Source organism: Micromonospora sp. MH99 (genome assembly GCF_021442385.1).
Taxonomy (GTDB): Bacteria; Actinomycetota; Actinomycetes; order Mycobacteriales; family Micromonosporaceae; genus Micromonospora.
The window spans coordinates 42,520-48,725 of sequence record NZ_MUZA01000051.1 but is presented as its reverse complement, the minus strand read 5'-3'; the positions used below and the strand labels follow the sequence as shown (position 1 = coordinate 48,725).

Here is a 6,206-nt window from a genome sequence, read left to right as displayed (position 1 = left end):
CGCCCCGGCCCCGCCCGCGGGCGCACCGGCGGCGCCGACGGTGGCGCCCCACGGCGCGGTCCGGTCCGGCGTTGGCAGTTGGTCCGCGCCGGCAGTGATGCGGTGCCGGCGTCGACCCGCCGCTTCATGGCCCGGGCCCGGCAGCGTCGGATGCGGGCGGCGTTGCCGTGGGCGGTGGCCGCCGGGGTGCTGGCCCTGCTCGGGCTGGTCGCCTGGACGGTCCTCGGCACCGGGCTGTTCGGGGTCCGCACGGTGACGGTGGAGGGCGCCAAGCTGGTCACGGACGTGCAGGTGCGCGACGCGGTGGGGGTGCCCGACGGGGTGCCGCTGGCCCGGGTGGATCTGGCGGCCGCCGCGCGTCGGGTCGGGGCGTTGGCGCCGGTCGAGCGGGCCACGGTGTCGCGGGACTGGCCGGGCACCCTGGTGGTCCGGGTGACGGAGCGGACGGCGGTGGCGGTGGTGCCGCAGGCGGACGCGTTCGCACTTGTCGACCGCAGCGGCGTGGCGTTCCAGACGGTGGGCCGCCGCCCCGCCGGGCTGCCGCTGGTGCGGGTGAGCAGGCCCGCCGCCGACGACCCGGACACCCGGGCCGCGCTGGAGGTGCTCGGGGCGCTGACCCCGCAGCTGCGGGCCGAGCTGGTGGACCTGAGGGTGGAGGGCCTGGCCCGGATCAGCCTGCTGCTGCGCGGGGACCGCACGGTGGTCTGGGGCGACGCCACGCGGGGTACGGACAAGGCGCGGGTGGCCACGGCGCTGCTCGACGAGGACAGCGACCGCATCGACGTGAGCGCGCCGGACGTGGTGACCTTCCGCTGACCGGTGAGCGTGCTCCGGACGTGACGAGTCGCGCTCCGGCGGCGACACGCCGGTCGGGTCCTTGGCTCATCGCGTGGTGGCGCTTACGTTGCCCCGAAGAGGTTCAGTGGTTGACATAACTGTAAGCCTCTAGTAGAGGGTGAGGGTTCAGCCCTGACTCTCGCTGGTGACAGCTGTCGTCGGCCGCTGGTCTGGCCACGCCGTACCCGGTCGGCCGAAGCCAATCTCGAAGGAAAGGACCGGAGATGACACCTCCGCACAACTACCTGGCGGTCATCAAGGTCGTCGGCATCGGGGGCGGCGGCGTCAACGCCGTCAACCGGATGATCGAGGTTGGGCTCAAGGGCGTCGAGTTCATCGCGATCAACACCGATGCCCAGGCGCTGCTGATGAGTGACGCCGACGTCAAGCTCGACGTCGGCCGGGAGCTGACCCGTGGCCTGGGCGCCGGGGCCAACCCGGACGTCGGCAAGAACGCCGCCGAGGACCACCGCGACGAGATCGAGGAGGTGCTCAAGGGCGCCGACATGGTCTTCGTGACCTGCGGCGAGGGTGGCGGCACCGGCACCGGCGGGGCGCCGGTGGTGGCCAACATCGCCCGCAAGCTCGGCGCGTTGACCATCGGCGTGGTGACCCGCCCGTTCTCCTTCGAGGGCAAGCGCCGCCAGGTGCAGGCCGAGACGGGGATAGACGAGCTGCGCAACCAGTGCGACACGCTGATCGTCATCCCGAACGACCGGCTGCTGGCCCTGGGTGACCGCAACATCAGCATGATGGACGCCTTCCGCACGGCCGACCAGGTGCTGCTCTCCGGTGTGCAGGGCATCACCGACCTGATCACCACCCCGGGTCTGATCAACCTGGACTTCGCCGACGTCAAGAGCGTCATGAGCGGCGCCGGCAGCGCGTTGATGGGCATCGGCAGCGCCCGCGGGGAGAACCGCGCGGTCGAGGCGGCCGAGGCGGCCATCTCCAGCCCGCTGCTGGAGCAGAGCATGGACGGCGCGCGCGGCGTGCTGCTCTCCATCGCCGGTGGCTCCGACCTGGGCCTGTTCGAGATCAACGACGCGGCCCAGCTGGTCACCGACGCGGCCCACCCGGACGCCAACATCATTTTCGGCGCGGTGATCGACGACGCGCTCGGTGACGAGGTGCGGGTGACGGTCATCGCGGCGGGCTTCGACGGTGGCACGCCGGCGTACAAGGCGGCCGAGCCGACCCGCAAGACCAACACCAACCAGCCGGCGCCGCAGAGCACCCCGGTGCCGCCGCCGGCCACCCTGCCGGCTCCGGCCCAGTCGCCGCGCCGGGTGCTCTTCGACGACGTGGACGTGCCCGACTTTCTCAAGAACGGTTCCTGAGCGCCGCCGATGACCGACAGCTCAGCCACGGTACGACCGGACCGCCGCGCCGAACTCGCGGCGGGCCTGGTCCAGGTGCGGGCCCGGATCGCCGACGCCTGCGCGGGCGCGGGCCGGGATCCCGCCGACGTCACGATGATCGCCGTGACCAAGACGTACCCGGCCGGTGACGTGCTGGCGTTGGCCGGGCTCGGGGTGACCGACATGGGGGAGAACCGCGACCAGGAGGCGGCCGGCAAGGCCGCCGAGGTGGCTGCGGCCGACGTACGCCCCCGCTGGCACTTCATCGGGCAGTTGCAGCGCAACAAGGCCCGCTCGGTCGTGCGCTACGCCGACGTCGTGCACTCGGTGGACAGTGTGCGGCTGGCCCGCGCGCTGGGTAACGCGGCGGCGGAGCGGGAACGGCCGCTGGACGCCCTGGTGCAGGTGAGCATCGACGGCGACCCGGCGCGCGGCGGCGCGTTGCCCGACTCGGCCGACGAGGGCGTGGGGCTGGAGGCGGTCGCCGCAGCGGTGGCCGACGCCCCCGCGCTGCGGTTGGCCGGTCTGATGGCGGTGGCGCCGCTGGGTTGGCCACCGGAGCGGGCCTTCGCCCGACTGGCCGAGGTGGCCGAGGCGTTTCGGACGCTCCATCCGGGAGCGACAGCGTTGTCGGCGGGAATGAGCGGCGACCTGGAAATCGCGATCCGATACGGCGCGACACATGTCCGCGTCGGTAGCGCGTTGCTCGGAATGCGTCCCACGCTGCGGTAGCCTGACCGCGAGACAGGCAAATTACATCAGTGTTGTTTCAGGGCGGCGGATCCTTGTGGGGGTCGTGACGCGCGACGCGAATCGCGCGCCAGGGGGATTGCCGTTCCGGTCCGATGGGCATGGTTGTCCACTCGCGACGGGCGACATGGCACGGGGGCGAGTGCCGCACGGCGGACGGAAGGGCGCGGGATGGGTGCACTGCGCAAGGCGGGGGTCTGGCTCGGTCTCGTCGAGGAAGACGACGAGCGGGCCTACGACGACGGTGGCTACGACAAGGGTGGCTACCGCGAGTCGCGTTACCGGCAGAGCCGGTACGCCGAGGAGTTCGCCGACGAGGACGACGACGACGCCGAGGAGCCACCGGCTCCCCGGCCGCGCGCCAGCGAGCGGGGTCGGCTCTCCGAGCGGTCCACCGGGCGCGGCGGCGAGTCCGACCGCGGTGACGGTGAGCGTCCGGAGCGGGCCGAGCGGTCCAGCGTACGGTCGATCACGCGGTCCTCGGCCGGTGAGACGTCGGGCGCGGTGACGTACCACACGCGCGACAATCTGGCCCTCGCGCCGCAGGCCGTGACGCGGGAGCGCGTGGCCGTGCCCGAGGAGGAGCAGCGGTATCAGATCACCACGCTGCACCCGACCACGTACCGCGAGGCGCGCACCATCGGTGAGCACTTCCGCGACGGCGTACCAGTGATCATCAATCTCACCGAGATGGATGAGGCGGACGCCCGCCGTCTGGTTGACTTCGCGGCCGGTCTGGCGTTCGGGCTGCGCGGTACGATCGAGCGCGTGACCAATCGGGTGTTCCTGCTCTCACCGGCCAATGTCCAGGTCACCGCGGAGGACAAGGCCAAGATCGCTGAGGGCGGTTTTTTCAGCCTGAGTTGACCCCGCCCGACCCGAGGGACGTCGCTGACCGTGTTGTCGATCTTACTGCAAGTGCTGTACCTGGTCCTTTATGTCTTCCTGCTTCTTCTTCTGTCCCGGTTCGTGTTGAGCGCCGTCCTTCAGTACGGCCGGCGGTGGCAGCCGGGACGCGGCGCATCGGCAGGACTGGAATCCGTGTGGAGCGTCACTGATCCCCCTCTCAACGCGTTGAGGCGTGTGATCCCTCCGCTGCGAATTGGTACCGTGAGCATCGACCTGGCCTCCCTTGTGCTCCTGGTTATCCTGTTCGTGCTGATGGAGTTCGTGTTAGGGCCGTCGATCAGGGCATCTGCCTGATGACCGACGCGCTTTCGCGGCCGCAACTGACCCGAGGAGTTTCGATGCCGCTGACCCCGGCCGACGTCCACAACGTCGCCTTCAAGAAACCGCCGATCGGCAAGCGGGGGTATGACGAGGAGGAGGTCGACGCCTTCCTGGATGAGGTCGAGCGCGAGCTCGCCCGTCTCATCGAGGAGAACAACGAGCTGCGCGCCCAGGTGGAGCGCGGCGGTCGTGGCGGCGCCCCCGCCGGCCCCGGCGGCGACGCCCGACTGGCGGCGGAGCTCAACGACGTCAAGGCCCAGCTGGACCGGGTGCAGCGCGACAAGTCCGCTGCCGAGCAGGCCGCCCGCGCCATGCAGGCCGAGCTGGAGCAGGTCCGCGCGACCGGCGGCCCGGCCGGCGGCGTCACCGGTGACGGTGAGCAGCAGGCCCTGCGCGTGCTGATGATGGCCCAGCGCACCGCCGACGACCACGTGTCGGACGCGCGCCGCGAGGCCGACCAGCTCCTGTCCGAGGCTCGGAGCAAGGCCGAGGAGGTGACCCGCGAGGCTCGCGCGAAGGCCGACGCCCTGGAGCGGGACGCCCGCCAGCGGCACCAGGAGGCCATGGGCGGCCTGGACGCCAAGCGCACGGCCCTGCAGAAGCACATCGAGGAGCTCAAGCAGTTCGAGCGCGAGTACCGCACCCGGCTCAAGGCCTACCTGGAGAGCCAGCTGCGGGACCTCGACGGTCGCGGCCAGGGCCTCGAAGCCGAGATGACCCGCTCCGAGGCAGGCCGGGTCGCCGGCGGCAATGGGCTGGCGGCGGCAGGTCTCGCCGGTTCGTACGGCGGCGGGCGCTCCGGCGCCCTCGAAGCCGGACGCTGAGCACCGGCCGGCGATCGCTGTCCGCAGATGGTGACGGTCGCCGGCCCTGCCTGGACGGTACGACGCGGCGGGGGTGAGCCGTGATAGTCGCGAGTCTTCTGCTCATCCTCGTCGCTGTGGTGCTGCTGGTGTTCGGTCTGGCCGGTGGCTCCAGCGTTCTGTTGACCATTTCCATCGCGGCCAGTCTGCTGGCCGCCGTCGCGTTGGTGGTGGGCGCCCGCCAGGCAGCCGCCAACCGCGCGACGGCGGATCCCGGTCGGGCCGGTCCGCGGGACCGCGCGACATTCCGCAGGGCCAGCCAGGCCGAGCCGGGTGTCGCGTACGGTCCGCCGCTGGCCGAGCCGGATGTGCCGGTCCAGCATGTACCTCCGACGGTCGGCAACGGCGGCACCGGGTGGCGGCAACCACCCGAGCCGCCGTCCGACCTCGAGGCGGTCCCGCCCTTCGACGCGGCGTCGCCGTATGACGTGGCCCCGCCCTTCGACGCGGCCTCGCCGTATGACGAGGCCGCGCCGTTCGAGCCCGAGGCGTCGTTCGTGACCCCGGCCGACGGGTCACGCTCCTCGCCCGTCAGCCCGGCATCGCCCTTCGTGGCGCGCGGCGACGAGGCGTACCTCTCCGGCACGACGTCGGTCGACGCGCTGGCCGACGAGCCGGCCGAGCAGCCGATCACCCCTGCCGAGGCGGCCCGGGTCTCCCGGCTGCCCGACCCCGTCGTGGTTGTCGACGGGCGACCCCGCTACCACCTGGCCGGGTGCCCGCGCCTGGCCGGGCGGGTGCCCGAGTCCCTCCCGGTCGCCGAGGCCGTCGAGCTCGGCTTCACGCCGTGCGGGGCGTGCGCGCCGGCCACCGCCCTGCTCACCGACGTCCGGCCGATCTGAGAGCGGTGTCGGTGCCCCCGCAGGACGCGCTCACCGTGGCGGTACGGGTGAAGCCTGGCGCCTCCCGCAACGCCGTCGGCGGCCGCTTCGACGGCGCGTACGGTCCCGCCCTGGTGATCGCGGTCCACGCCCCGGCGGTGGACGGTCGGGCGACCGAGGCTGCCCGCCGGGCCCTCGCCGACGCGTTGGGCGTCCGGGCGGCCACGGTGTCGCTGCGCACCGGCGCGACCAGCCGGGACAAGCTGTTCCTCGTCGACCGGCCCGGCCCCGAGCTGACCGACGTGCTGCACCGACTGCGCGACGGATCCGCAGGGTGAGGACCG

The 6,206-nt window shown here is 72.5% G+C and carries 8 protein-coding genes; all 8 read left to right on the top strand.

Translation table 11 applies throughout. The features are described 5' to 3' along the window. The coding region (locus B0E54_RS23350) for a cell division protein FtsQ/DivIB (RefSeq protein WP_234588053.1) at positions 1-816 on the top strand (816 nt) is incomplete at its 5' end. 245 nt (positions 817-1,061) lie between these two features. After that, positions 1,062-2,177, top strand: coding sequence for a cell division protein FtsZ (gene ftsZ, locus B0E54_RS23345; RefSeq protein ID WP_234588050.1), 1,116 nt, complete (start codon positions 1,062-1,064; stop codon positions 2,175-2,177). A 9-nt stretch (positions 2,178-2,186) separates the two neighbouring features. Beyond that, positions 2,187-2,930, top strand: coding sequence for a YggS family pyridoxal phosphate-dependent enzyme (locus B0E54_RS23340; protein ID WP_234588048.1), 744 nt, complete (start codon positions 2,187-2,189; stop codon positions 2,928-2,930). Positions 2,931-3,119: 189 nt separating this feature from the next. Then, positions 3,120-3,815: a cell division protein SepF gene (locus B0E54_RS23335; protein ID WP_234588047.1), complete on the top strand. Its 696-nt coding sequence runs from the start codon at positions 3,120-3,122 to the stop codon at positions 3,813-3,815. A gap of 30 nt (positions 3,816-3,845) precedes the next feature. Further along, positions 3,846-4,151: a YggT family protein gene (locus tag B0E54_RS23330; protein ID WP_088949372.1), complete on the top strand. Its 306-nt coding sequence runs from the start codon at positions 3,846-3,848 to the stop codon at positions 4,149-4,151. A gap of 44 nt (positions 4,152-4,195) precedes the next feature. Continuing rightward, entirely contained in the window at positions 4,196-5,002 is an 807-nt protein-coding gene (locus tag B0E54_RS23325) for a DivIVA domain-containing protein (protein ID WP_007463015.1), read from the top strand. An 80-nt stretch (positions 5,003-5,082) separates the two neighbouring features. Further along, a complete protein-coding gene (locus B0E54_RS23320) occupies positions 5,083-5,883 on the top strand; it encodes a hypothetical protein (protein ID WP_234588046.1) in 801 nt (266 codons plus the stop codon). A gap of 5 nt (positions 5,884-5,888) precedes the next feature. Beyond that, entirely contained in the window at positions 5,889-6,200 is a 312-nt protein-coding gene (locus tag B0E54_RS23315) for a DUF167 domain-containing protein (RefSeq protein ID WP_234588045.1), read from the top strand. Positions 6,201-6,206 lie beyond the last annotated feature (6 nt).